Source organism: Paenisporosarcina sp. HGH0030, assembly GCF_000411295.1.
In the GTDB taxonomy this organism is placed as follows: domain Bacteria; phylum Bacillota; class Bacilli; order Bacillales_A; family Planococcaceae; genus Paenisporosarcina.
Window position 1 is genome coordinate 1,429,945 of record NZ_KE150421.1, and the last position, 24,785, is coordinate 1,454,729.

Below are 24,785 nucleotides of genomic sequence, written 5' to 3' on the forward strand. Positions count from 1 at the left end.
AAAGTTCTCTTGCTTATTTTTTGCTTTATCAAATTCTTTCTTGAACTTAAATAGTTGTATTAGTAAATAAATACCTAAACAAATTGCGATTAGACCAAAAAACACTCTTAACAATTCCATAACCTTTTTTCACCACCATTTTCGCGATGAGTCCATCATATGTACAACTATATTTAAAAAAGTTTCATTTAGCATTGGCAAATTATCCTTTGTTCTCTTTTTAACTATGTTTAATTAGAATACTTAACAGAATTCCGGAAAATCTACGGTTACACTACGCAATTTAAGTTAACTGGAATTAGTTATCTACATTAGTGGTGATTTCATTTTTCATTAAAGCAGCTTCATTTTCACTAATCTCTCCAATTTTCACTTTTTCATCAATTAAGTCATTAAGAGCTTTATTAAAATTCGCTTCAGATTCTAATCGATCTTTTTCCCTCTCCAACCACTCAATAGAAGTACGTCGTTTTAAAATTACATTTTCAACAAAGTGATTAAATTTCTCCTGTGCTTCGGAACGTAAATGAACAGAAAATAGGATTATATTATATGGCCACTCTTTATTTTTTTTATAAGAGGAATCAAAAAATAGGGTTTTCTCGTCCTCTGAATAATCATCGAAGTATATATCCCACTCTCCCTGGTCATTTTTATATCCAATTGCCTCGATACCCTCATCTTCATTGTCTTCAAGGTAATAGCTAATATGCCAATGGCGCCCTTTCAAATGCTCCTTTATTTCTTCAGAATCAAGACTAGTAGCAGTTTCTATATCAATTATTTCCATCCCTTCTAGTAGGTCTTTGCTTTGAATAGGTAATGGCTTTGGAAGGTCTTCATTGTCATATAAGATCCCAGCTAAAGAAAAGGCAAGTTGCTTTTGGGCTTCTTTTATCGCTTCAAGTCTGGTTGTTCCTACTGCTAATGGATATTCCCAGCCATCTTCAGGAAATAGATTAGGAAAATATATACCAAAATCCCCTTCTTTGTGTTGTTTAATACATGCTTGATAGACTAGTTTTTTGTATTCCATTCTTACAATGTCCTCTTCTCCATAAGTATTTTTCGAGTTTTAATCCAATATCTATGTAAAAATCATAAATTAGTAGATTCAGATTGTATCTAAAATCTCTTTAGCGATTTCATTAAGTTCTTCGTACAGTTCACTTTCTGTAGGTGCCTCGGCAACTCTGGTTAGATACTCTTTAAATTGCATTCTAGACTCTAAAGGCAAGTAGTTGACTAAATGATTTAATATAAAATACTTCCAACTATCATCATCTGATAATGTTAATACATTTTGCACATGGGGAACAATTTCTTCTGGGAAGGTCAATAGTAGTTCCAATACGCCTCGTGCCACTGGCCAATTCATATCTTGGATCCATTCGAGAAGGCTAGGCAACAATGGTAATACTTGAGCTCTATCCATTTTTTTAATCATTTCAACTCTTTCATCATCAGTTTTATGTCGTGGCAGAAAATCTTTAAAGCTTCCCAGATGTATCACTCCATTTCAATTGTAAGCATGACGCTAATATCTGTTGAGTCAACCATTATTCCAGAGCTTAATCACTGATTATATCTGCTTGAATTCTTTTAGCTATATAGTCCACTCTCTTCATAATTATTGTCCAAAGATGAGCATGCAAAGTAAAAGTAAAATGAGTTTAGTAGCTTGTTAGCCCCAGTATGAATATTAGAACTGTAAGACAATAAACAGAACGCCTATTCCAAAGCTTGAAAGATAGACCCAACTTTTTTCTTTATGCAAATAAGTTTCTAATCCTTCGATAATGAAACTCACTCCTACTAAAATGAATGTTAGACGAACATAAAAGCCTTCAAAATTATTGATGATTCCCATTAACAAAACAAATCCGATTAACATTACCATCAGGACATTAATGAATATAAAAGGTTTTGTGCTTTTATATTTTCTCTTCTCAAAAAACAATCCCATTTAAAAACACATCCTTAACTTTTTTTCAATCTATATCTCCAAGCTATCCCATTGATAGATTGGAGATAGTATCAAACTCAATATTATCAGGTGGACCATTGCCATCTCGGGTAATAATATTCAGGAGTTAACCAAGGGTATTATTTTAGCTAAAACAATACCCGAAGAGTAAAATGACGAATAGTGTTCACTCCCCTTCCTAGGGTCATTTCGCAAACCAATATTTTACGACAGACAAAAAGAAGCCATTTTGAAAAAAGATTGAAAATGGCTTCTTAATTTGTTATTAGTTATTTCGTTTTTTATAAAAAAGTTTGAGCTTTTTTTAGTGGTCCTTATTCAACTAAAGCACCCATTAGTTCATTAAGGATCACTATTTTTCATTTACTTTCTTTTTCCAATACATTAAATCAGAAAATGCCAATCCAATTGATACACCCAAAGGAGTACCTAAATCCCAAACATCCATTTCCGAACGTCTGAAAAAATAAGAAAGAAGATAGTGCAATGCACTTAAAGAAATAAACCAAATAATAAACGTAAAAAACCTTTTTCTTATTTGAATACAATTTAATTTCCTTGTATTCGCAATAACTAAAAAGATGAAGAACAAACCATATAGAAGAAGATAAATTACATATCCTATAATAAATTTAAGAGATAGCGAAGTATCAATATCCTTATATATTATAAATATCGTAAGTATGGTTCCTGTCAAAAAAGCAGTAAACAAAATTAAGTTTAACGACATATATTTCTTCATCTTTTACCCCTTACCTTTAAAGTCTAGATACTGTTTGATTGTCTCAAAATATCAGAACTTATGTATTGGTAACTAATTCCTTATTGAACTAACCTGACCCGTTAGTTCAATAAGGAGCGTACTAATAACGGGGAAGGTTAATTAGAGAGGAAAATCAACACGCGTCTTTAACCGAGCCTTTCGGAAGTGAGTGTATGAAGCATGCATGCTGGGTTGAAATAACCCCCGCAGGTAATCGCACCCTGATTTATTTGTATTAGAAACACATAACATTACTAGCGTTTTTATAATTGTCTAGAGAATGTGTTGCTCAGATACGCGACAATTAATATTAGCTATTTACTTCCTTTATCTCATAACTTTTGCCTTTATTAATCGATCACTAATTAATAAGTTCAACATCATGAAAATGAAAATAAGAACAAACGATGCAGCAGCGATAATCAATATTGTTTCGTCCTTTAAATTTGAAAAACGGTAAAAATAATCAGGTATGAACAATAACGTTGGTATCCAAATGGCTGAAAAAGTCTTACCCCAAAAGGCTAATAAGATAAAAACTGCTACGCAAATTACTATAATGCCCAAGGTTACTATAGGGCTAGCTTTGTAGAACGGTTCTACTAGAAAGTTACTTCCTAACAAAAGAAGGATGAATAATGCAGTAACACTTGAACTGGCAATGATTCCAATAAAGAAGAGTTTCTTTGATGAATATTGATTTTTCCCAGCTTTTTGGAGCAAAAAAACATAAATGAGTAGTCCAATTACTGAAATTATTGGAAACCCAATTAATTGAACAATGTTCAATTCAAATTCACCCCTAATTGCCGGTCCCATAATAAAATAAGCAATAATCCCTAAAAAGTATATCGGAATGTTTTTCACAATACTTATATAATCTGTTTTCATCTCAAGCTTGATGGAGTCCATATAAGCTTCAGGAGTACCCCCGACTATTTCATCTATACTCTTTCCACGCTTTTCAGATTCAATTAAATGATCACGCAATTCTTCTGTTACTTCTTTCACTTCGTTTTCATTTTTCCCTGAAGTGAGTAAGTACATTCGAAGGTTATCAATGAAATTCACACTTTTTGTTGTTAGCATTTATTCCACTCCTTTGTTTATGTCATTATCAAATAAAGCATGCACTGCCTGAGAAAGTTCTTTCCACCTTGCATGGTAATCAGCTAGTTCATCTTGCCCTGCTTCGGTGATTGTATAGTATTTTCGGTTCGGTCCATTTGGTGAAGCTTTCATTACTGTTGTGACCAGATTTTCTTTCTGCATCCTCATTAAAACAGGATAAATACTCCCTTCACTGACCATATTGAAACCAAAATCTTCTAATTTCTCAATCATTTCATATCCATACGTCTCTCCGCGTTTGATAATCGCCAACAAACAACCTTCCAAGATTCCTTTCAACATTTGGGTGGACGTAGCCAATAAACTCACTGCCTTTCATTAAATGATACAAAGAAAATAAGTAACTTGTAATACACTATAGCTAATAAAAAGTAATAAAACAACTAATTTGCATTACAAGATAGCGGTTTATTGCTCCTTGGTGGATTAACGCACTCGTTTTGCCATGAAAGGCAGCCAAATGTTCAACTAAAGCACCCGTTAGTTGAGCATTCATTAATTTAGATTGTTTCTAAAACTTCTTTTGCGAGTTCATCATATTCTTTGTGTGGGTGTTTCGTCCAAATACTTAATATTCTCTGCTATAATAATACACATATATTTGAAGTTAGATTTGAACAGAGGTGAATCAATATGTATTGGACTCCATTATTTGAAAACGATGTACCAGTAGTACTCTTCTGCTCTTGATGGAGTGAAGGTGACTACATCTCTCCGTTAGGTGCATTTTCGACCTAAACAAAAGACGGAGGGTACAAAAAATGAAAAACAATACCTTATTAGGTTCATTATATTTAGTTTTAGCATCCAGTATTTGGGGCGGTATGTATGTTGTTGTTAAAGTTGTGGTATCTGTGATACCTCCACTCGAACTTGTGTGGATGCGATATTTAGTGGCAATTGTTGCACTTCTCGTTATCGGCTTCATAACGCGACAAAACTGGCGAATTGAGAAACGTTATTTCTTATTAATCGTAGCTATTGGGGTCATTGGTAATGCGATTTCAATTGTTGCTCAGGAAACTGGTACAATGCTATCCACAGCACAAATGGGAGCCATTATAACTTCTTCAACACCAGCATTTATGGTTATTTTTGCTCGCTTAATCCTTAAAGAACGTTTGACATTAAAAAAGGGAATCTCCGTTTGTTTAGCAACAATTGGAGTACTACTCATTGTTGGAATTGGTAATATGAGTATGTCCAGTACACTTGGTGGGATTTGGCTTCTTATTGCCGCTTTAACATGGGCACTCATGTCTGTACTTGTAAAAAAGTTGCCGAGTGATTATTCACAAATTGTGGTAACGACCTATTCTATATTGGTTGCCCTAATTGTATTGACCCCTTTTGTTTTGCCGCGGTTACACGAAATTAATATCTCTGAATTGACTCACCCGACTATTTGGGGAGGACTTTTGTATTTGGGTGTTATCTCAACAGCAGTTGGATTTTTACTTTGGAATCGTGGATTGCAAATGCTTAACGCCTCAAATGGCGGGTTATTTTTCTTCTTTCAACCCGTGGTTGGAACATTACTTGGATGGCTTATTTTAGGCGAGAACATAGGTGTAACGTTTTGGATAGGATCTATCCTAATTCTCACTGGTGTTTTATTCGTTATTAACGAGAAAAATTAGTATTACAAAACCCCTTCAACCTTATTTGAAGGGGTTTTGCATGTTAGAAATTAATCTTCCTTATTGAACTAACCTGCTGCGTTAGTTCAATAAGAAAAAACGCAAAAAATGCTTTACTCCTTCTTGAAGTAAAGCACCGGTTTGTTGAAGATTGGCTTCAGTTTTTTGATGATAAAGCCCCCTTAAGATTGGGTAATCGAAATTTTTTTCTAAATAAAGCGATATCTACGAGACAATTGCGTGATAACCAAAATGACCGTTAACCCAACAACAAGATACCATAATATATTTAAAGGGACTATAAACATTAATACGCTAAATAGAATACCCATTAAAGAGCTAATTGTAATTGATTGTACAGACGTAAATTTATTTTGAATTAAATAATATAGAGCGAATGGTAGTGCTAACGTAAATATAGGAATATAAACTGTTTTAAGGGCTAGTGAAAGTACTGCAATTATAAAACCTATTAATGTAGTAAGTGTTCTACCTACAAATACTTTACCCGAATAATAGCCGTATAGCAGAATCAACATAATCGTTAAACTAGCACAAATCCCCGTTATTGAAACAAATGAATATCCCATGTTGAAAGACAATATAGAAAGACAAATTAATGAAACACATGGTAACCATAATATTAAATAATTTTGCACTTTTTCCATATTCATTACATTTGTAAAACCTACAATAAATAATAAAGAAAATGGAATCGTCAAATATCCTAATTCGATTTGATTACCATAAATTAGATTAAAATAACTAACATCAAGTTTACCGACCATTATTATTACAAGTGAAGCACTAATCTGACCAAGCAACTCCCAAATTCTTGATAATTTAAAAATTTGCGTAAGTTTAGTTATAATGACAATTAAAACGATACCAATAAATAAAGATAAATATAACAAACCTTTCCCCCCCAAAAAATAAATCTTTAAAACTGCTCCAGATTTGAATATTCCGATACCGATAATATCTTAATTCAATTATACAGTATATGGGAAAAATAACCCCAATAATATGGTTATGCTTCTTTAACTAACCTGCTCCGTTAGTTCAATAAGAAAAAAAGGCTCCACTCCTTATTGAAGTAAAGCACCCGTTAGTTGAAGTTGAAATTATTGCGAATCACTTGTTTTGGTACCCTGGTGAAAGGACATTTGCCACCTGTCATTTTTTAATTTCCATATTGAACTACGCAAAGAATGTTGGTTTTTTATCTCGTCAAATATACGGTAGGTAGTTAGAACAATATCTTCCGATAATGGATGTATTTCAAAATCACTTAATGTCATCTCTACCAAACCTATCCCCTTCTCCCCAATACCATTCTCCTTGTACAACATCTTACCCGAACTTCCAATTTCAAAAAAATTGTCTGCAAGTAAATTATTTAGCTCTGTTTGGGATGAACGAATTTCCGGTTTTAACAACTTCTCTTCCAAGTGACATAAATGTTCTTTCAATGAAGACTCACTATTCATTTTCCACTCTCCTTAATTATTGTTCATAATAAAACTATACTAATAACTCGTCATATCATCTTCAACTAAACTGCCCAGTTAGTTGAAGATGAAAATATATCAATCGAAGTCTCTTTAAACACATATCTTTTAAAGAGATTAAAAAAATTAAATGACTAAAACTTAGATTTTCCATGCACCATTTTCCATTATTAGAATTTCTTCTTGGTTTAATAATCCGTATACACTCATGGAGCTATCACCAATCATAATATCCTCATGAACGGCTGATCTATTCATACCTATCTCAGTTAGTTCTTCTTCAGTTTTTAAATGTCCATCCAAAATATTATCAATGTATGCTTGACCTAGTGCAATATGACAAGCGGCATTTTCATCAAATAAGGTACTTTTGAAAGTAATCCCCGTTTTAGCAATACTCGAATTTGCTGAAACAAGTGCAACTTCGCCAAGCATTCCAGCCCCCTCATCTGTTTGAAGAAAATCAAGAAAGCCTTGGTGTTTTGGTTCGATTCTTGTAACTTTCCCATTCTCAAAGAATATCTTTAAATTTCGAATAGTTTGTCCTGCTAAAATAACTGGTTTTGTGGTGGTAACATACCCATTCGCAAGAAACTTATTTGGCATTGTCCAAACTTCTTCAACAGGAATATTAGACATGAATTCCTTACCGTCTTTAGTAGTTTCTGATCCACTTAACCAAACATGATTTTTGACTAACGAAACAGTTAAGTCTGTTTTTTCACTAACATATCGCAATGCAGAAAACTTATAATTGTTCAACTTTATAGCTATGCTTTTCAAGATATCATCATGTTGTTTCCAAGCTAATTCAGGATTAGGCTCATTCGATTTTGATGCGTCCAATATATGTTTCCATAAAAGTTCGGTCGCTTCATTTTCAGGGAGGTCTGGAAAAACTTGCAGTGCCCATTCCTTCGTTGGCGCATTGACAAGTACCCATTTATTATGATTTTCCATACCATAAGTTCGACGTGGACTCATAGCGATTGATTTTGCTTTATTGACTATCGAAGCTCTTTCGCCCCAATCAGAATCCTCATCTGAAAACGTTGGTGCAACTATTGTAATTGTCGAATAGCCAGACTTCGCATAATTCAATTCATTTTCAACTACTGATTTTGGGAAAACCTCTAAAAACTCGTCTTTTAGATAATGCACTCGATCGTTTTCAATTTCCGAATCCCGTAGATCAAGCGAGAAAAATTGCGCCCCACTCTTATAGGCTTCTTTTGAGATTTCACGTACTAAAGGTAAATGTTCCGATGAAAAATTGATCTTAATTAAATCTCCCTTTTCAACTGTCACCCCAATATTTACAATTACTTTGGCATAATTATTTAAATACATAAACTGCTCACTGCTCCTTTAGTTTAATAGCATAAACCCCTTCTCGTTCTATCATTACCCAATACAAATTCAACGTTCTACCTAAAACTACCTTCTTTAAATAACCTGCCCTGTTAATTGGTAATCCTTCTTTCTATAACCTTAATACCTAAACAAAAAACGCCCAAAACCTTTATACATAAAGAGTTTTGCCGTTTCAAGAATGGTGGGTTATTTGCGTTAAAGCGGTACATGAGGTGTATTTAAATAGAACAAATACCATTAGCGTAATCACTAATGGTATCATTTGTGAAAATTTCATTCTGTTTCGGCAACGACTGTGAAACGTTCGTTTTTGTGCTGTGGATTTTCAATTTCATCTAACAACGCAATCGCATAATCAGCATAGCTGATATAGCTTTCGCCTTTTGCATTCAGAATCAGATTATCTTTTCCTTTCTGATAAGAACCAGTACGTTTACCCTCTGGATTAAAGAATCCTGCAGGGCTAATATAAGTCCATTGAATACCAATTGTGCTTTGTAGTTCATCAAGATTTTTGCCCATGTTTGTAGCAGTTTGAAGATAAGCTTCAGGAAAATCAGGTGTATTAAACTTTCTTAATGTTTTGGCCTCATCCACAAATAAACTTCCTGCCCCACCAACAACTACTAATCTTGTCTGTGGAGCACTTTTAAGTGCTTCAATTAGGACTTTACCAGCTTCAACATGTTGATCTTCTTGTCCTGGAGCAGCATTAAACGCGTTTACTACAACATCGAACTTCTCAACATCTTGTGAATTTAAGTCAAATACACTCTTTTCTACTACATTAATTTGTTGGTTTCTTATTTTCAAAGCATCTCTAACAAGAGCAGTAACTTCATGTCCTCTTTCTACTGCTTCTTTTAAAATTAACCTACCAGCTTTACCACTTGCACCAATAATTCCAATTTTCATTTTAAAATCCTCCTAAGTGTTTTATTAATTGTAACCAAATCGATTACTTGTAATCATTGTAATTACAAGTGAATTAAAAGTCAACAATTTAAATGTTTATCTTATTTTAATTTTTAAGGTATAATTAACCTGTAACTAAACTAATTACATTGTAAGAAGGTGATAATTCATGTCCATCAGTAGTAGATTTTCTGTTGGAATTCATATATTAGCTTTACTTGAATTTAATAAGGAAGGGATATGTTCATCGGAGTTTTTAGCTTCAAGCGTAAACACGAATCCCGCTTTAATTAGAAAAATTACAGGAATGCTAAAAAAAACAGGATTAATAGAAGTTCATCCTGGTATCGCAGGAGCTAAACTTGCAAAGAAACTAAATGATATTACACTGCTTGACATCTATAAGGCAGTTAATGTTGTACAGGATAAAGAGTTGTTTAGCGTACATGACAAACCAAATCCAGAATGTCCAGTAGGAAGAAACATCCAAGATACAATTGAACCCTTACTTTCAGCTGCTCAATTTGCCATGGAGAAGGTTTTGGGGAGTGTAACTCTAGGTGATGTTGTAAATGATATTACTAATAAAGAAAATATGATTTATTAGACAGAAGACATTACAGAGGAATGTCTTCTGTCTTGGTTGTTCAACTAACCTGCCCCGTTAGCTCAATAACATTCGTCTCTGTATTTTTAAACAGGATTATCCTCTTCTTTGATTGTTTGCTCTCGGTGATTATCAAGCATTTGTTTTAAATGTTCTTCAGATCTCCCCTTTGGAATACATGCCGTTACTTTAAGAACCATTCATTTTCCTAAGTTCCATAATCCCGCCGATGAGACCAATAAACCCACCGACTGTAAATGTTATAGGAACAAATAATGCATTTGAATTTGGGTACTCAACTATTAAACGATACAATCCAAAAACGAATAATATAATGCAACCTACTAAACCTATAATCACTCTTACATACTTATTAATTGCAGATACCTCCTGATGTAGTTTTAAACTAAAGGTTGATTAAAAATATCGTGTTAACCCGTATTCTACGGTAAAGAAAAAAAATCCATTTTGAAAAAAGATTGATCAAAATGGATTCTATCTAGCAGATTTAAGATTGGTTTTTATAAAAAAGATTGATCATTTTCTACCTGTGTTGCTCTACAATTGCGCCCTTTAACAGAAGACTCGATTTCAAGATAATCTTAACAGACATTAATATCGATCTTCAGTTACTGCTCCTTATATGTCCTAGTGGCAGGGTTCTTAACATTGACCGCAAAGCACCATGATGTCAATGATTCTCCTAATTCGAATGCTCTTCTTTTATGATTTAAATGTAATGAATTATAGTATTTCTATATACCCTTCTGTTCCATTTACTCGAATACGTTGCCCATCTTTTATCATATTGGTAGCATTTTCCACCCCGACAATTGCTGGCAAGCCATATTCACGTGCGATAACTGCTCCATGGGTCATCAATCCTCCAACTTCGGTCACTAGGCCTTTTATGGATACAAACAATGGTGTCCAGCTAGGGTCAGTAAAGGAGGTGACTAATATATCTCCATCTCCTAGATTAGCATCTTCCATGTTTATGATGACACGTGCTCGTCCCTCTATAACTCCGGAAGAAACAGGTAGACCTACAATAGCTTCGGCAGGGAGATTTTCTCGTTTGTACTCACCTACAATGATTTCACCATCAGACTTAATAACACGTGGTGGAGTTAGTTTTTCATATAATTTGTACTCGTCTTTTCGTTCGCTGATGATCTGGTAATCTAGTTTATTTGTGCGAACGACTTCGTGAAGTTCTTCAATAGTGAGATAGTATATATCTTCTTTTTCATGAATAACGATGGCTTGTACGAGTTGTTCGGCTTCTTTCAGTAAAGCCTGCTTATAAAAGAAGTAGCGATTAACCATGCCGTATTTTGGATATTCCCTATAACCGATGAAATTCCGGATTAGGTCGATCATTCGTTTTGTTTCTTTGGCTTTTTGTTCACCATCCGGTAATTGCTTCAATCGATCTAATAACTCTTGTTCTTTTTTCAAAGCTTCCTGTCGCCCTTGCTCAAATTTCCGATTGCTAGCATTAGGCTCAAAGTTTTTGATGTTATTGAGAATCATGGGGACAAGTGTAGTTGGTTTTTCGCTCCAACGAGTTTTAGTAATATCGATTTCTCCGGTACATCGCATTCCATATTTGCTGAGATAATCATAGATAGCGTCTTGGGTTTCCTGTCCACCATTAAACTTAACCAGTTCATCCAAAAAGGTATCATCTTTTACAAGTTGCAAATAATCAATTACTTCTGGATAAGGACGAATCACATCTGCGACATCCAATAGCGCCAGACCCATTTCCGAAGTAATGTTGTTTGGTACAGATTGAGAAAGCGTATCTGCTACGTTTTTTTCACCTAACCACTTGTTCATATTTGCATTAATCCATGATGAAGCATCCATAGCAGCCATAATCACACCCAAACTTTGTGGGTCAAATAAAATCTTCTTTAATTGCTGGATATCTTCTAGAATAAAATCAAATAAATCGGATCCTGATTTCGTTTGGATGACTTGTTTTAACTCTTCTATCGATGTTTGACTACTCTTAATCAAATCAGAAACGATTGTCGGATCGTTTTCGATTTGTGCTTGAAAACCCGCAGACGACATACCTTTATTGCTTTTACTGGGACTCAGTTCTTTTTTATCATTTGGTAACGATTTTATAAAATCTCCTCGCTCTATTATGGTAATAAGTGCGTCTTTTATGAGCGGATCGGATTGTCCCAGGGTATCTAATAAAATTTCTCTGCTAACAGGTGAAGCTAGTTTATGTGTGATATCAACAAACAACCTTCCACCAGCTTTAAACCTTGGTCCAAAAGATGTTAACTGGAATATAGACATTCCCAATGGTTTCAAGGGGTCGGTCATCATTTGTTGATGACCGACAGATACGTAAACGTGATTTTCTTGATCATTTGCTTCAGGAATCGGGAATAAAGTAGTGATTGGCCGGCTCTGGACAATATAAAATGTATCATCAACCAAACACCATTCGATATCTTGTGGGCAACCAAAATAAGCTTCGATCTGTCTTCCTGTGCGTGCTAGTTGTAAAATTTGTTGTTCAGTAAGTGTTTGAGTCTTTTGCTGATCAGGATCGATCTGCTGTGTCTCTGTTCCGCCTTCTTTTAGTCCATAGATAGCCAATTTTTTGGTTGCTATCATCTTATCGACGATTTTATCTTCTTGCACCTTATAGCAATCCGCAGATACCAAACCAGAGACAAGTGCCTCACCCAGCCCAAAACTAGCATCGATTGATAGCAACTTCCGATTGGAAGTAACGGGATCTGCAGTAAATAAAATTCCAGAAGCCTGTGGGAACACCATCTGTTGGACAACAACGGATAAATACACTTGGTTGTGGTCAAAACCGTTTTGCATGCGGTAAACCACTGCACGATCCGTAAATAGGGAAGCCCAGCATTTTCGGATGTGCCGCAAAATGCCTTCTTTACCGGTGATATTTAAATAGGTGTCATGCTGGCCGGCAAAAGAGGCATATGGCAAATCTTCTGCCGTGGCACTGGAACGCACAGCATAAGCTTGCTCATAGCCAAAAGTTAAGAGACATCGATCGACATCTTCTTCGATCTCCTTCTCGATTTCGCTTCCCTCAATCAGCTCACGAATCTTCTTGCTAATCAAACTAATTTTTTCCCGTTCGTCCACTTTTAGAACGGCCAATTTATCCAGTAGTTGATGAAGCTTCTCATTTTTTCCGATGACTCTTTTATATGCCTCTGTAGTAACACAAAATCCCTTTGGTACAAGTATTCCTTCAATCCTCGAACATTCTCCCAAATTCATCCCTTTGCCGCCGACCACCGTTTGTTTCGTTTTATCGATCTCACGAAACTCTAGTACATATCGTTTCATTTCTTTCCCTCCCATTTATCGGTCAATACCAAGACGAATCATATGACAAAAATTGTTCATCTGATTAACCAATTACGCTGTCCACTCGTTCTTGCTCCTGGCGAAGTTCCATGTTCATAGGTTGGGCCTGGTTCCAATGACGACTGTAGCGTCAAGTTCGTCGTAATATGCCACCTGTGTTATTAGCCCGTTTTGAGCAAAAATCTCGACGGTCAACAGTGCCTGTCTCTCGCTAGTCTCAACCAGCAGATGACCGCCCGGCGCAAGCCAGAGTGTTGCCTCAGCAGCTACTCGCCGCTGGACGTCAAGCCCGTCCGCACCCCCGTCGAGTGCCACCCGCGCCTCATGTATGCGGGCCTCCTGGGGTAACAGCACGATCGCTTCGGTAGGGACGTAGGGTGCGTTTGCGACCAGGACGTTGACACGGCCCCGTAATGTGGCTGGCAGCGGCTCATAGAGGTCTCCTTCATACACGTGCCCTCCGACGGAAGTTACGTTTCGGCGGGCGCACCGCACCGCGGCTGGATCAATGTCAGCGGCGTACAACTCGATTCCTTCCATAGCTACGGCCAGCGCTAAACCCACCGCGCCTGTGCCGCAGCACAGGTCAACCACAATGGCGCCTTGTGTTACGAGAGCTGCTGCTTGGCGGACTAAAAACTCAGTGCGACGGCGGGGTACGAATACTCCCGGGTCCACCGCTATCCGGATACCGCAGAATTCAGCCCACCCTAAGACGTATTCAAGGGGCAAGCCGTTTATTCGTCGTTCCACCATGGTGGCAAATTCAGCCGGCGTCCTTGCCTCAGAGAAAAACAACCGTGCCTCATCTTCTGCGAATACACAACCGGCTGTCCGAAGCCTGGTTATTATACTTTTTGTTTCATCGTCCATATAAAAATTAATTTGCTCTTCTATTAATATCACCTAATCTTGATAGCTTTTAGTATTATTTGTAATTCGTTAAAAATAGAAGAAATCCTTCTTGAACTAACCAAGCTTTTCATAATACCACTCCACTTTTTCGATTAGATGTTAGAAGAATTTATTCATGGTCTTTTAGCTCTGATGTAGATCTTTGAGGTGAGAACTTCATTTCATCCATAAGAAAAAGCCACCTGTAAAGGCGGCAGCAAGTTCCAACTAAAGTACCCGTTAGTTGAAGAAGAAATTTTAAGTTAGTTCAATAAGAAACCCTGTATGGAAACAAAGAAAATAAATAAAGAAACAATAATGAACATATACCCTTCAAATCTCTTTCTGTCTTTCTGAAGTTCGAATAATCCTGTTACCAACATAAACGCACCTAAGAACAACATCATAAACGGCATCAACTCAAAGTTTCTACTTATTAAACTATAACTGGATAAAGCAATAACAATTATTCCTAATATAATTCTTATTATTTTCATCAATATAATCCTCTCAAAAATTATTTTATCTTATCATATAAAGTATTCATTTTGGTGGAATGAAGAGAACGGACGCTTACTAATCCGCCCCGTTAGTTGGACAACAAATACTGTAATATTCATTTAACTGAATTAGCCATTTTTAAAAAATCCTTAAGTGTATAGTTTTTCTTCTCTCCCTTGTGAGGAGGTATCATTAAACCGATGTCCACATTCTCTTCACTATCGTGCCACGAAATTACTTTAGCATCTCCTTGATCATCCCATTGAGCGTCTATTCCATTACTTAACTTCACTGTTTCCTGAGCGGCAAACGTATCGATTGCTTTGGTGAAAAGGTTGGATACGTGTAATTAGAAAAATCCTTTCATTTAAATATTAGAGTACATCCTTTTCGAACTAACCTGTCCCTTTAGTTCAATAAGAAAAGGGCTGACAAACAGCCCGATGATCTTTAACTAAAACACCCGTTAGTCGAATAAGAAATGAGGAATTATTCAAACACAATGCCTTTTATTTTTTACACTCAAAAGAATATTCACTTGTGAAATTATTATGGATTTCTAATATGACTTCTCCACCAATTTCATAACAGCGAGTACTAGCTAAATTTATTTCTGAAGTATTGAAATAACTAGATGAAATCGTTAAAAAAGCGAATCCAAATAAAGCTAAAACTAAAATCAATAACCCACCTGTAAAATGCCTATTTTTAAATACAGTCATTTTCAGAACACCCCTTATTTAAATTGAACAAACTTTCCATTTACTTTAATACGTTTGAAACAAATATAAGTTACAAAAAATTTCCATATGAAATCAACAAAAGTCCATTTCTGCTTATTGGAGTACCTGCCCCTTTAGTTTAAAAAGAAAAAGGCTTTACTCCTTATTGAAGTAAAGCATCCGTTAGTTGAAAAACACAATCCCTTATTTCGCTTCCACAACAAAACTTGTATAGGGTTTTTCATCAATAGTTACATCAATTTTCCATAACCCTAATTTGTCAAATCCGAATTTCGCTCCATTCTGTTCCTTTTCAATATTTTTTTCATGAAGCTAGACAGATTCGCCATTTTCTTTATGTGTAGCCGTCATTTTATATTTTTTCCCATTAAGTTCTTCGAGACTATTCAAGAAATAAACTGCATAAAGTCTTCCTTGTTTTGCTGGAAACTCAAGTTCATTGCTTTCTCCATTTACTTTAATAACACCAAATTCCCCTTCAGTTCCATGCAAAGTTAGATTATCGACATTGAATGCAGGACTTAGATTCCAATCTCCATCATTATCTTTTTCTTCTGTACATCCTAAGAGTAATAAAACTAAAACAAGCAACAGAAAACTTATTCTCTTCAATCGAATAATTGAAATGTCATTTCCTCCTTTTTTTCATCTGTTTATTCTTTAAACATTTGATAAAAATGCACATAGAAATATTCTTCAATTCAATCTAATCTCTTTATGTTACCTATTTCGGCGTCCTTCCAAATATACCTGCTTATTGAAGTAAAGCACCCGTTAGTTGAATAAGACAGATTAATTTAACGGTCCATATATATCTATTTATTTTCTAGTGTAAGCATTCATAATTGGACCAGATTGTGGAATAAGCGATATTTGATATTTAAAAATTGGATTTAAGGAATAGCGCTTTTTAATTAAAGTAGAATGGAAATTTAAAAACCTAAACTCTTTGTTCAATATGAACAAGGAGTTTAGGTTCAAAGATAAGAGTATGGCTTTTTGAGTAAGAGAGTTTTCTAGCTCCACATGGAAGCTACTTCGAATGATCATCACAGGAACAATCTTGGCCTTTTATTGTTCCGAAGGCCATTGTGCTTTTCTAATTAATTCGCTAAACTTTCTGCCAATTCGTTTTCTTTCCACATGACTGTAATACATAGGCCAAAGACCATAATGACAGCTGCGAATAGATAAGGATAGTGGATGTTTACGTCAAATAGTATTCCGGCCATGGCTGGCCCTACGATATTACCTAAGCTCGTATAGGTTGAATTCATTCCTGCAACAAATCCTTGCTCTTTCCCGCCAGCTTTTGATAAAAATGTCGTCACTGCCGGACGAAGCAAGTCAAATGCGAGGAAGATGAAGCAAGTTACCACCAGTACTGCCAAGAAGCTAGAGACCAAGGTGGACGCCACCGCCAATATTGCACCTACAATCAAACATAATTGGATCAGTTTCTTTTCTCCGAGTATATCTACCATTTTTCCAAACATAAATACTTGCACAACAACTCCAAAGATTGAGCTTATTGTAATAATAGCTGCAAGGTCTTTAGGCGTGAAGCCGAATTTATGATTAGAAAATAGACTAAAAACAGTTTCATATGCTGATAAACCGAAAGCGAGTACAAATACAATGATAAATGCAATAAAGTAAAGCGGATGAAGTGATCTTTTTAAATCGCCAATAAAGTTTGTTTGCTTTGTATTAGCAGAAATTTCCGAAAGCTGTTCCTTTGTTAGAGGCTCTTTTAAAATAAACATCGATGAAATGCATGCTAAAAAAGCAATTGCTGCCGCAAAGAAGAAAGGCAAGCGAACACCATATTCTGCAATAAATCCACCTATACCAGGTCCTATAATAAAGCCAGTGCTAATGGCGGCAGAAATATAGCCCATTGCTTTTGCCCGTTCCTGAACTGATGTAATATCTGCAACATATGCAGTAACACCAGGCATAATAAAGGCTGCACTAATTCCCCCTAGAAACCTTGATATATAAAGAACCGATACGTTCGTGCCTACACCAAAGATAAGTTCTGAAACACCAAAAAGGAATAAGCCGAATATAATGATTTTCTTTCTACCGTAACGGTCAACCCATCGACCTGCGAATGGTGACAGAAGCAGTTGCGCTACCGCAAATACGGCAACAAGATAGCCCATCGTACTTCCTGATAAATCCATGATATTCATAAATGACGGCATAACGGGGATGATGAGTCCAATTCCTAGAAATGCAATGAATATATTGCTTAAAAGAATAATTAATACCATCTTTTGTTTTTTAATTGGTTTTTTCATGTTTTAACACCTTTTTTCTGTATGGCTCATTGATGTGAAATACCTCTCCAAAATACTGTCCAAGAGGCTGCTAATTTGTCCTTCAGCCGTTTCTCATTATTGCCGTAAACAAGCTCCAGCAGAATGGAATCGACTACTCCTAAGAAAGCATAGGTAGGCGTTATTGCCTCATCTCCGAAGATTTTTTTTACATTGATCCAATCCTGAAATTTTCTTTCCAATATCATCTGTACCTTTTCCTCGATATCTATGACTTCCTGTTCAATTGCTTTTTCAAGATGGGCTGGCGGAAAAAAAGACATACGCAGCCAAAACTTTAACTGCTCATTTTTTTGGAAAAGATCGATGACCAATTGTAGAAATCCGTATAAATCTTTTTCAGGGTTTTCTGAATCAACTTGACTAAAATATTGAAGTTTTGAAGATAGCTCCGTCTCTTTCGCATCCCGTAAAACTTGCAGAAAAAGATCATCCTTTCCTTTAAAATGGGCATAAATGGATTGCTTTTTCATGCCGACTTCTTCAGCTATTAGAGAAAGGGATGCTCCTTCATAACCATGAATTGTGAAATATTTTAGAGCTGCCTTCTTAATTTCATTGCTTTTCAATAATATCACCTCAAATTTAACGAACGTTCGTTAGTTATATTAGCAAACTAAATAGATATAAGCAAGCAGATTAGTTTATAGAAAGGTTTTACAGCACGGTAATGCAGAAAAATATTCCATAATCGTCCGCGATTGTGGAACAAAACAAGTAGAAATTAACAGGGTTGGTGAATCGTCATTTATTAAATGATCACCCCACTCAAGCACTTAATCAGGCAAATAAAATTGGTATCATGTTATCGATTTGTACCGTTTTAAGTACATAAATGACACGTTAGGACATACCGTAGGCGATCATTTATTGATGGAGGTTACCAAGCGAATTCAAGCCGGCGTGGTTAAAGAGGATACAGTGACACTACGTTCATCATGTCTAGATGGAGTTCGAAACTTAGATAGTATGCATAATATAAAAGAGGAAATCGTAGATTGTTTGAAGAATACATTACTGAATACTTGATAGAATTGCTAGTTACTTAATTTACACTTGGAGGTAGTCATGACACTTAAAAAATATTGGTTGCCAGTGCTCATTCTATTCATGAGCATTCTCTACATTTTCATCATTCCTAAAGATACACTTGCTGTTAAGCTCTTGTTTAAATTAATTCCAATGTGGCTGATTATTTACTTTGCCTATTTACAAGCGCCAGCTAAGAAATTGCTTACACATTGGCTTCTGTTAATCGGTCTATTTTTTTGTATGCTCGGAGACGGCTTTCTCGTCTACTGGTTTGTCGTTGGTTTATCCGCTTTTCTGATTGGACACCTGTTTTATTTTGCGGGATTTTTGAGTAGATGGAACTTTTCAAAAATCCGTTTTGCAACCATCGTACCGATTGCGATATACGGTTACTTTTTCGGTAAAGAAATCATCAGTGCTCTAACTCTTGATGGCAACGATTCATTAGTATTACCCGTCTTGTTTTATATCATCGTCATTTCTTTGATGGCATGGTCCGCATTTATGACAGGCAACAAATGGGCGATTGTTGGAAGTATTTTGTTTGTCATTTCCGATTCCATTTTGTCCTGGAATATGTTTGTGTCCGATATTCCGTATTCAGGAATCCTTATTATGACGACTTATTACAGCGCACAATTTTTGATTGCTAATAGCATACGTTCCATTGTATCTGAAACTAATCGACCGTCTGCTTTCTCTTAAATAATTTTTCTAGTTCTTTAATCTTGTTACAACATTCTCCATTTATTACTATGATCCCTTAAGATATCATTAAAGTTTTAAATGCTCTTCCGCTTCTGAAATACTTTTAACACAATGTCATCTGAAAGAATATTGTTAATCAAGTGAAAAAAGTATCCTAGAAAAATTGCCAAAATAAAAGCCCATCCACAATAACTGTGGTTGGGCTATTTCAATTCTTCAAAAATTCCTACTACATCAACTTCATTATATTGTTAATTATGCTACCAATTAAGAGAACAAAGAACTGATTAAACTGCTTAAAATTACGAAAGTGTACATAGTCCTTTAAAAGTAAGAAAACGTCCAGGCAATTGCCTAGACGCTTTTTTGGTTTGACTGACAACCTGGTTAAGTTCCGCAGTCAATATAGTTTATGCAATACCATCCTGTTTATGTACAGAATTGCGTATCAAACCATTGTTAAACTTTCCCTCAAGTTTATATTACTCATTAATTTTTTGAATTACTTTTTATTTTTGATGGCTTTTTTGCTTTAGGATATAAGTGTCCATAAGCTAAAGTCACCTGCATTTATATATTATTTGAGGGCAAGTTAAAAAAGAATAATTATCTCTTTAAGAAAGGCCAAAAATCATGGACCGTGGATAATATTCGAACAGGCAAGATATTAACTGCCATATGACATCTGCAATATTGTTTAGAGGCTATTTTTTTATTCTTCTCTGGCTACGGTTATTGGAGCAACTTTGGGGAAGATTAATGATGTTGTTTTATTTAATGAAAGGAGGATTACAAAATTGGCAAAGATTGCAGTAGAAAAACCCTATGAAGACGTAAAAAAGGCTTTAGAAGAAAAAGGTCACACTGTGAAGATGTTCAGCACTGATGAGAATGTTTCAGGTTACGATATGGGTGTTGTAAGGGCGATTAACGAAGGTCATAATGACGAATTTGAATTTCCGGTTGTTGCGATGTCAGGAATGTCTATTGATAACGTAGTACAAGCGGTAGAACATCGGCTAGGTCAGATGTAATCGGAATTAATCAAATCAAAAAAGAAGCTCAGTCTACTTGAGCTTCTTTCTTTAACTCCTTTGTACGATAAAAATTAAAGACCCACTAAAATGCGTGGGAACAGGCTATTTCACATGGCGATCGCGAAGATCATCTTTTCGTTTTAGGCCCATTAAACCAATCAAGCCTAACAATCCTAGCCAACCCCATTCCATATCACCATCGTCGTCGTTTACGTCATCCACGACATCGTTATTTGTATTAGGGGTAGCGTAAGTAGTTGATTCTGCAAATGAAAAAGCAATCATAAAAGCGAGGAAAAGTGCTGCAAGTTTTTTCATTAATAATTCCTCCTCAAGTAAGTTAGGTACACTTTTATCTTTACCATAATCAAAACCAAATATTCACAAAATAAATGATTCATGGATTATAGTGTATATGATTGGGAAAAATTAATAAGAAAAAAAGATGTCAGCACATTACTTCAATGTTTTGAACACTCCAAATGAATATTAAGTAATGCGCAAAAATTTTTAAACGTGACAAAAAAGCATCATCCCATTTGAGATGACGCTTTACATCATATTCTCTAAGCTTTCCAAACTCCACGTTCCCACTTCTCAATAAATTGCTCAAACGTAAGACCATATCGTTCTCTAATTTTATGATACACGAAATATTGTCCCAAGCTTTCAATGAGTCGTTCTTCCATTTAAACTCCTCCTGCTGTTTTGATGGATTCATTTATTCTATTCATCAATAGCTTGTCCATAGACATGAAATCATATTCAAGTTTTCACATGGAAAAGTGTGTGTGATTCAACATATGTTTATCAGAACAAAAAAACGTTGAAGGTGAAAATTCCTTCAACGTTTTTCTATAACTCTAGCTTAAAAAGATGGTATTACTTTTTTCTTATTAGGTCGTTGTTCCTTCAATATTTGTTTCTGGAGCTGTCTCTTCTGGTTTAATATCGGCAAATGTCTCATTATGCTCTTCTAAGTCCCGTGTACGGTGTGCAATTCTTGACGATGCACATGCAGCGATACTTGCAACAAGATCGTCCAAAAATGTGTGTATGCCTTCACCTATTTTTGTATCCAGTTTTTTGATAATCCCAATTTTATTCTTATCCAGATGACCGAATGTGGTTACCGCTATACTTCCATACGTAAAAACGGAACCTAATGCAATCGTTTCATCTACTCCAAATAATCCTTCATCCGCTTCAACAATCTGTTGCAATGGCGTAGAGAGCATTTTCTTCTCTGCCAATTCATCAAGCTCAATGCCAACCAAAATGGCATGTTGCATTTCTCTTTTTTTAAGAACACTTTCGACCGATTCTATGCAATGTTCCAATGTAAGGCCTACATTGTATGCAACTTGCATTTCGTATACAATTTTCGCTATTTCTTCAATTGATACACCTCGGCGCTGCAAAGCCTCTTTTGTAGCTTCGAATACTTGCTTAGAGTGTACGCGCAAACCATTTCTATCCACTGTGCCATCTCCATTTCTTTCAATCCTTGTTGTCATTATTCATAATTATACCTTCCACCTTCAGTATGGTACAATTTCTGTAGCAAGATTTAGAGGAGGTTAAACCGTTGTCTAAAGGTACAATCCAAGACGTAACGCTATTTAGCGACGCCTTACAAGAAGATATGCAACTGCTGATTTATATACCAGCAAATTATTCACCACTTTATAAATATACAGTTTTAATTGCGTCTGACGGAAAAGATTACTTCCAATTGGGAAGAATTTCCCGTGTTGCGGACGAATTACTCGAAAACAAAGAAATTGAAAATATGATCATTGTCGGTGTCCCATATAAAAACGTGGAAGATCGACGTCGTAAATACCATCCGTCCGGGGATCAGCATGATGCGTACTTACGTTTTCTTGCACATGAACTTGTTCCTTATTTGGATTTAACCTACCCTACATATCAGATTGGAATGGGACGAGCCCTAATCGGCGACTCATTGGCAGCAACTGCTTCCCTTCTTGCCGCTATCAAATACCCCAATATATTTGGGAAAGTCCTTTTACACTCCCCGATGGTCAATGAAGAGGTATTGGAAAAAATTAAAAATGTCCGGACACCGCATTCATTCTCGGTTTATCATGTCATTGGAACTGGCGAAGATGCAGTAAAGCTAACCAATGGCGAGATTGAAAACTTCCTTGAACCGAACAGGGTTTTAAATTCATTGATGCAAGACAAAGGATTTTCGTTGTTCTATGACGAATTTGAAGGAGAGCATACTTGGAAACATTGGCAACCGGATTTGAAACGTGCGATTAAAATGAATTTCGGACATTGATCGTCAAATGAAGCCTTATCCAGAAAATTTGCTATACTATAAGTATGTACTTACTTAACTAAAAGGAGGTTTTTAGGATGAAATATGGAGTCGTTGCATTCCCATCTAAAAAACTACAAGACTTGGCAAACTCATACCGCAAACGTTATGATCCACATTATGCACTCATCACCCCTCACATGACGGTCAAGGGCGTATTCGAAGCTAGTGACACTGAGATTGAACAACTTTCTACAAAAATCAGCAACGTTGTCAAACGTCACAACCCCTTCAAAATACACACAACTAAAGTTAGTTCCTTTTCACCGGTTACGAATGCAATTTATTTCAAAGTGGAACCGAGTGAAGAATTGCTTAATTTACATGAAGATTTGCATTCTGAAGAAGTGGGTGGCAAAGCTGAATATGCCTTTGTCCCTCATATTACCATCGCACAAAAAATGTCATCCGGTGAACATGACGATATTTATGGCCAATTGAAAATGATTGGTGTCGATCACGAGGAAACTATCGATCGCTTGCATTTGCTGTATCAACTTGAAGATGGCTCTTGGACGGTTTATGAAACATTCCGTTTGACTGGAGCTGAAAATTGATTTGATTACTGCCAAACGAGTGGAAATACCAAAAGAGCTGGATGATGCATTTTTTGTTCGTCAAAAAGTATTCGTGGATGAACAGGATGTCCCAGTACATTTAGAGATGGATGAATATGATCAGTCTGCTGTTCATTTCGTGGCGTATGACGATGAAATGCCTATAGGTGCGGGCCGAATTCGAGAACCTGAACCAGGTGTCGCAAAAGTTGAACGTGTCTGTATCTTGCCTCAATATCGTGGCAAGCATTTAGGAAATTTGATGATGGAAACGATGGAAAGTTATGCGAGAGAAGCTAGTTTAACGACAGTTAAACTAAATGCTCAGTCTTATGCCGTTCCTTTTTATGAAAAACTCTCTTATCAAATTACCTCGCCTGAATTTATGGATGCAGGTATCCCCCATCGTGCCATGGAAAAAAATCTATAATAAAAGCACTTGTTCAACTGAACAAGTGCTTTTTTTTATTCGTTTTTTTGGTTCATCATGTTTGCTATCTCATTAAGATTTAGCTTGTTTCCTTTTTGAACAACTGATTGAACAATTTGGTCTTCGAAATCGCTTGAAATCTGTTTTCCAGCAATTTTCGACACTCTTCGAACAATTTTTTTCACTTGGCGTTCATCTGAAAAATCAGCGTGCTGGATGGCATTGGCCAATGTAAAAACTTCATCCATCGATACACCAGTTTTTTGCTCAATCTTCTTAAAAAATGAGTCTTGCATTTGTTCCCCTCCTATCTGATGAAACTACTCCCTACGATGATTAATAGGATGAATAGTACAACTATGAGGATAAATGTTGACCCTTGATAAGGAGCACGAGCTGGATACATTTTTGGATAACCACCGCAAGGACTATAACCCTCACACATACGATTCCCTCCCTTTCCATTCGAACTAGAATATGCGAACGAATTTAAAGGAAGAGGGCATTTTCCTCAGGACACTTTACCTTTGGACTTGAAAATGATTGCTGCAACCACACCGAATACAATGGCTGCACTGATACCTGAGCTCGTCACTTCGAACATACCGGTTAATACGCCGATAAAACCATGTTTTTCTGCCTCCGCCATAGCTCCATGAGTAAGTGAATTGCCAAAAGAAGTAATGGGAATAGTTGCTCCTGCTCCTGCAAAATCGATGAAAGGCTCATATAAGCCAAACCCATCTAGAACAGAACCAATGACTACCAATAAACTTAATGTATGCGCTGGCGTTAATTTCGCCACATCAAAAAGTAGTTGACCCACTACACAAATAAGTCCACCAGCGATAAATGCTAAAATGATTGAAACGATCATAT

At 36.0% G+C, this 24,785-nt stretch carries 31 protein-coding genes; 8 read left to right on the forward strand and 23 right to left on the reverse strand.

Going from position 1 to position 24,785, the window contains the following annotated elements; genetic code table 11:
• Positions 1–298: 298 nt before the first annotated feature.
• The 6 genes from HMPREF1210_RS07115 to HMPREF1210_RS07140 all read right to left on the reverse strand — a co-directional run bounded on the left by HMPREF1210_RS07115 (position 299) and on the right by HMPREF1210_RS07140 (position 4,163).
• Positions 299–1,036, reverse strand: a complete 738-nt coding sequence (locus HMPREF1210_RS07115) for a hypothetical protein (RefSeq protein ID WP_016427960.1) — start codon at positions 1,034–1,036, stop codon at positions 299–301.
• Positions 1,037–1,114: 78 nt separating this feature from the next.
• Positions 1,115–1,513 carry a DUF5071 domain-containing protein gene (locus HMPREF1210_RS07120; protein WP_255349283.1) on the reverse strand — a complete coding sequence of 133 codons (399 nt, stop codon included), beginning with the start codon at positions 1,511–1,513 and terminating at the stop codon, positions 1,115–1,117.
• 189 nt (positions 1,514–1,702) lie between these two features.
• Complete coding sequence (locus tag HMPREF1210_RS07125) at positions 1,703–1,966, reverse strand: hypothetical protein (RefSeq protein WP_016427962.1); 264 nt, start codon at positions 1,964–1,966, stop codon at positions 1,703–1,705.
• 373 nt (positions 1,967–2,339) lie between these two features.
• Positions 2,340–2,729: a hypothetical protein gene (locus HMPREF1210_RS07130; RefSeq protein ID WP_016427963.1), complete on the reverse strand. Its 390-nt coding sequence runs from the start codon at positions 2,727–2,729 to the stop codon at positions 2,340–2,342.
• 348 nt (positions 2,730–3,077) lie between these two features.
• Positions 3,078–3,839, reverse strand: coding sequence for a hypothetical protein (locus tag HMPREF1210_RS07135; protein ID WP_016427964.1), 762 nt, complete (start codon positions 3,837–3,839; stop codon positions 3,078–3,080).
• A complete protein-coding gene (locus tag HMPREF1210_RS07140; RefSeq protein ID WP_036659785.1) occupies positions 3,840–4,163 on the reverse strand; it encodes a PadR family transcriptional regulator in 324 nt (107 codons plus the stop codon). It abuts the gene before it with no gap.
• Between the two features lie 479 nt (positions 4,164–4,642).
• On the opposite strand from HMPREF1210_RS07140, the gene HMPREF1210_RS07145 reads away from it, so the two are divergent.
• Positions 4,643–5,521: a DMT family transporter gene (locus tag HMPREF1210_RS07145; RefSeq protein WP_016427966.1), complete on the forward strand. Its 879-nt coding sequence runs from the start codon at positions 4,643–4,645 to the stop codon at positions 5,519–5,521.
• Positions 5,522–5,730: 209 nt separating this feature from the next.
• On the opposite strand, the gene HMPREF1210_RS07150 is transcribed toward HMPREF1210_RS07145, so the two are convergent.
• The 4 genes from HMPREF1210_RS07150 to HMPREF1210_RS07165 form a co-directional block, all read right to left on the reverse strand.
• Entirely contained in the window at positions 5,731–6,435 is a 705-nt protein-coding gene (locus tag HMPREF1210_RS07150; protein ID WP_016427967.1) for a hypothetical protein, read from the reverse strand.
• Between the two features lie 210 nt (positions 6,436–6,645).
• Complete coding sequence (locus tag HMPREF1210_RS07155) at positions 6,646–7,011, reverse strand: DUF4440 domain-containing protein (RefSeq protein ID WP_016427968.1); 366 nt, start codon at positions 7,009–7,011, stop codon at positions 6,646–6,648.
• A gap of 162 nt (positions 7,012–7,173) precedes the next feature.
• Positions 7,174–8,382 carry an aminopeptidase gene (locus tag HMPREF1210_RS07160; protein ID WP_016427969.1) on the reverse strand — a complete coding sequence of 403 codons (1,209 nt, stop codon included), beginning with the start codon at positions 8,380–8,382 and terminating at the stop codon, positions 7,174–7,176.
• Positions 8,383–8,679: 297 nt separating this feature from the next.
• Positions 8,680–9,321: an NAD(P)-dependent oxidoreductase gene (locus HMPREF1210_RS07165; RefSeq protein WP_016427970.1), complete on the reverse strand. Its 642-nt coding sequence runs from the start codon at positions 9,319–9,321 to the stop codon at positions 8,680–8,682.
• 169 nt (positions 9,322–9,490) lie between these two features.
• On the opposite strand from HMPREF1210_RS07165, the gene HMPREF1210_RS07170 reads away from it, so the two are divergent.
• Positions 9,491–9,928, forward strand: a complete 438-nt coding sequence (locus HMPREF1210_RS07170; RefSeq protein ID WP_016427971.1) for an Rrf2 family transcriptional regulator — start codon at positions 9,491–9,493, stop codon at positions 9,926–9,928.
• A gap of 744 nt (positions 9,929–10,672) precedes the next feature.
• Here the strand turns inward: HMPREF1210_RS07170 and ppsA are convergent.
• From ppsA to HMPREF1210_RS07205, 7 genes are all read right to left on the reverse strand, one after another.
• Positions 10,673–13,288, reverse strand: a complete 2,616-nt coding sequence (ppsA, locus tag HMPREF1210_RS07175) for a phosphoenolpyruvate synthase (RefSeq protein WP_016427973.1) — start codon at positions 13,286–13,288, stop codon at positions 10,673–10,675.
• 114 nt (positions 13,289–13,402) lie between these two features.
• Entirely contained in the window at positions 13,403–14,182 is a 780-nt protein-coding gene (locus HMPREF1210_RS07180) for a putative protein N(5)-glutamine methyltransferase (RefSeq protein ID WP_016427974.1), read from the reverse strand.
• 284 nt (positions 14,183–14,466) lie between these two features.
• A complete protein-coding gene (locus HMPREF1210_RS18630) occupies positions 14,467–14,700 on the reverse strand; it encodes a DUF3953 domain-containing protein (protein WP_016427975.1) in 234 nt (77 codons plus the stop codon).
• 513 nt (positions 14,701–15,213) lie between these two features.
• A complete protein-coding gene (locus HMPREF1210_RS07190; protein ID WP_016427977.1) occupies positions 15,214–15,426 on the reverse strand; it encodes a hypothetical protein in 213 nt (70 codons plus the stop codon).
• Positions 15,427–15,759: 333 nt separating this feature from the next.
• The gene (locus HMPREF1210_RS07195; protein ID WP_016427978.1) at positions 15,760–16,038 is read right to left on the reverse strand and encodes a hypothetical protein; all 279 of its coding nucleotides are present in this window, start codon (positions 16,036–16,038) and stop codon (positions 15,760–15,762) included.
• A 512-nt stretch (positions 16,039–16,550) separates the two neighbouring features.
• Entirely contained in the window at positions 16,551–17,753 is a 1,203-nt protein-coding gene (locus HMPREF1210_RS07200; RefSeq protein WP_016427979.1) for an MFS transporter, read from the reverse strand.
• A 26-nt stretch (positions 17,754–17,779) separates the two neighbouring features.
• Positions 17,780–18,361, reverse strand: coding sequence for a TetR/AcrR family transcriptional regulator (locus HMPREF1210_RS07205; RefSeq protein ID WP_016427980.1), 582 nt, complete (start codon positions 18,359–18,361; stop codon positions 17,780–17,782).
• A gap of 244 nt (positions 18,362–18,605) precedes the next feature.
• Here HMPREF1210_RS07205 and HMPREF1210_RS17590 point away from each other — a divergent pair, with 244 nt between their 5' ends.
• From HMPREF1210_RS17590 to HMPREF1210_RS07215, 3 genes are all read left to right on the forward strand, one after another.
• The gene (locus tag HMPREF1210_RS17590; RefSeq protein WP_231391064.1) at positions 18,606–18,821 is read left to right on the forward strand and encodes a diguanylate cyclase domain-containing protein; all 216 of its coding nucleotides are present in this window, start codon (positions 18,606–18,608) and stop codon (positions 18,819–18,821) included.
• A gap of 39 nt (positions 18,822–18,860) precedes the next feature.
• Positions 18,861–19,529, forward strand: a complete 669-nt coding sequence (locus HMPREF1210_RS07210) for a lysoplasmalogenase (protein WP_016427981.1) — start codon at positions 18,861–18,863, stop codon at positions 19,527–19,529.
• A gap of 800 nt (positions 19,530–20,329) precedes the next feature.
• Positions 20,330–20,566 (forward strand): YkuS family protein, encoded by a 237-nt coding sequence (locus HMPREF1210_RS07215; RefSeq protein WP_016427982.1) that lies wholly within the window; start codon positions 20,330–20,332, stop codon positions 20,564–20,566.
• 105 nt (positions 20,567–20,671) lie between these two features.
• Here HMPREF1210_RS07215 and HMPREF1210_RS07220 read toward each other — a convergent pair whose 3' ends face one another.
• From HMPREF1210_RS07220 to HMPREF1210_RS07225, 3 genes are all read right to left on the reverse strand, one after another.
• The gene (locus HMPREF1210_RS07220; protein WP_016427983.1) at positions 20,672–20,887 is read right to left on the reverse strand and encodes a WGxxGxxG family protein; all 216 of its coding nucleotides are present in this window, start codon (positions 20,885–20,887) and stop codon (positions 20,672–20,674) included.
• Between the two features lie 248 nt (positions 20,888–21,135).
• Complete coding sequence (locus tag HMPREF1210_RS18490; protein WP_016427985.1) at positions 21,136–21,258, reverse strand: hypothetical protein; 123 nt, start codon at positions 21,256–21,258, stop codon at positions 21,136–21,138.
• Between the two features lie 207 nt (positions 21,259–21,465).
• Complete coding sequence (locus HMPREF1210_RS07225) at positions 21,466–22,086, reverse strand: phosphatidylglycerophosphatase A (protein ID WP_051123196.1); 621 nt, start codon at positions 22,084–22,086, stop codon at positions 21,466–21,468.
• Between the two features lie 71 nt (positions 22,087–22,157).
• Here HMPREF1210_RS07225 and HMPREF1210_RS07230 point away from each other — a divergent pair, with 71 nt between their 5' ends.
• The 3 genes from HMPREF1210_RS07230 (at position 22,158) to HMPREF1210_RS07240 (ending at position 23,906) form a co-directional block, all read left to right on the forward strand.
• Positions 22,158–22,880 carry an esterase family protein gene (locus tag HMPREF1210_RS07230; protein ID WP_016427987.1) on the forward strand — a complete coding sequence of 241 codons (723 nt, stop codon included), beginning with the start codon at positions 22,158–22,160 and terminating at the stop codon, positions 22,878–22,880.
• A 77-nt stretch (positions 22,881–22,957) separates the two neighbouring features.
• On the forward strand, positions 22,958–23,476 hold the full coding sequence (locus tag HMPREF1210_RS07235; RefSeq protein WP_016427988.1) for a YjcG family protein: 519 nt from the start codon (positions 22,958–22,960) through the stop codon (positions 23,474–23,476).
• 1 nt (position 23,477) lies between these two features.
• Positions 23,478–23,906, forward strand: a complete 429-nt coding sequence (locus tag HMPREF1210_RS07240; protein ID WP_016427989.1) for a GNAT family N-acetyltransferase — start codon at positions 23,478–23,480, stop codon at positions 23,904–23,906.
• A gap of 35 nt (positions 23,907–23,941) precedes the next feature.
• Here HMPREF1210_RS07240 and HMPREF1210_RS07245 read toward each other — a convergent pair whose 3' ends face one another.
• The 3 genes from HMPREF1210_RS07245 to spoVAE all read right to left on the reverse strand — a co-directional run bounded on the left by HMPREF1210_RS07245 (position 23,942) and on the right by spoVAE (position 24,783).
• Positions 23,942–24,202, reverse strand: a complete 261-nt coding sequence (locus HMPREF1210_RS07245; RefSeq protein WP_016427990.1) for a stage VI sporulation protein F — start codon at positions 24,200–24,202, stop codon at positions 23,942–23,944.
• 11 nt (positions 24,203–24,213) lie between these two features.
• Positions 24,214–24,351: a YjcZ family sporulation protein gene (locus HMPREF1210_RS17595; RefSeq protein ID WP_016427991.1), complete on the reverse strand. Its 138-nt coding sequence runs from the start codon at positions 24,349–24,351 to the stop codon at positions 24,214–24,216.
• Between the two features lie 66 nt (positions 24,352–24,417).
• Positions 24,418–24,783: a stage V sporulation protein AE gene (spoVAE, locus tag HMPREF1210_RS07250; protein WP_016427992.1), complete on the reverse strand. Its 366-nt coding sequence runs from the start codon at positions 24,781–24,783 to the stop codon at positions 24,418–24,420.
• Positions 24,784–24,785 lie beyond the last annotated feature (2 nt).